The following is a 1,002-nucleotide window of genomic DNA, read 5'->3' as shown; positions in this document are numbered from 1 at the left end:
CGTCGCACGACGCGCGAGGCCGGGTCGTCGAGCAGCGCGTCCGGGAACGGCTGCAACCACGGCACCTCGAACGCCGGGCTCAGCGGCGCGTCCGGCAGCAGCCGGAAGCCCTCGGCGATCACTGGCCGGTCGTCGGGAAGTTCCAGGAGATCCTTGACGATCTCGTCGAACCCCTCCCCCTGGTACCAGTGGAAGGTGTCGAGCATCGCCTGAGGGGTCCTGGTCACCCACCGCTGGTCCATGCTCATGGCCGCGAAGCCCCGCAGGTAGGGGGCCTGCTCCACGGGCATGCGACGGGCGTGGGCGGGCATGGTCGCGTCCGTGTCGTACAGGTACACCTCACCCTGGTCGGCGAGGCGCCGGGCGGTGGTCGTCTTCCCGCCGCCGCTGCCGCCGCCGATCCAGAAGACGTGACGCAACCGCTCCCGCACCATGGCGAGGGGAGAGCCGGCGTCAGTGAAGTCGGTCTCCGCCGGATCGGCGTGAGTGGTGAGCGGCCTGGCGCCGCCGTTGTCTTGCGGAGCGACCCTTGCGCTGTCCATGCGCTGCATAGGGTTGCCTCCCGGTGTGAGTTGGCTTTGCCCAGCTGTTGATCAGCCGGGCCTTTCCGCCGTGAACCTGAGTGGTCACGGCACATGATCATCATGATCCACTAGAGGTGCTTTGTCTAACGCCTTTGCACTGCACGGGATCTGCCGCCGACGGCCTTCCGGGGCAGGGACGCCATGCTTTTCGATTCGCGGCGGACCGGGTGATCGTCCGTGGCCTGCAAACTCGTCTGTGACCTGCTGTTCTGACGGGTGTCGGACAGATGACCTGCGAGAATGCGCGCGGTGGCGCGACGGTGCGGCCGGAGGGCGGCTTGCGATCCGCCTCTGATCGGCCTGTTAGTGGAACGTTCCGAGGCAAATAGTGACCCCGAAATTTCTCCTCGCCTTCGAAATGACGGCGACCTACTGACGGAGGGGTCGAAGGAGTTTCGGCCTGTCGGATACCGCGGCA

1 protein-coding gene is annotated in these 1,002 nt (G+C 66.8%); it reads right to left on the bottom strand.

The annotated features are described in order from the left end of the window. Positions 1 to 542: hypothetical protein (locus AB0C69_RS42615; RefSeq protein ID WP_360362712.1), on the bottom strand; the 542-nt coding region annotated here is incomplete at its 3' end. Positions 543 to 1,002 lie beyond the last annotated feature (460 nt).

It is taken from the genome of Actinomadura sp. NPDC048032 (genome assembly GCF_040653175.1).
Taxonomy (GTDB): domain Bacteria; phylum Actinomycetota; class Actinomycetes; order Streptosporangiales; family Streptosporangiaceae; genus Spirillospora; species Spirillospora verrucosospora.
Note: the sequence above shows the minus strand (reverse complement) of the source record. Positions and strands in the feature narration are given on the sequence as shown.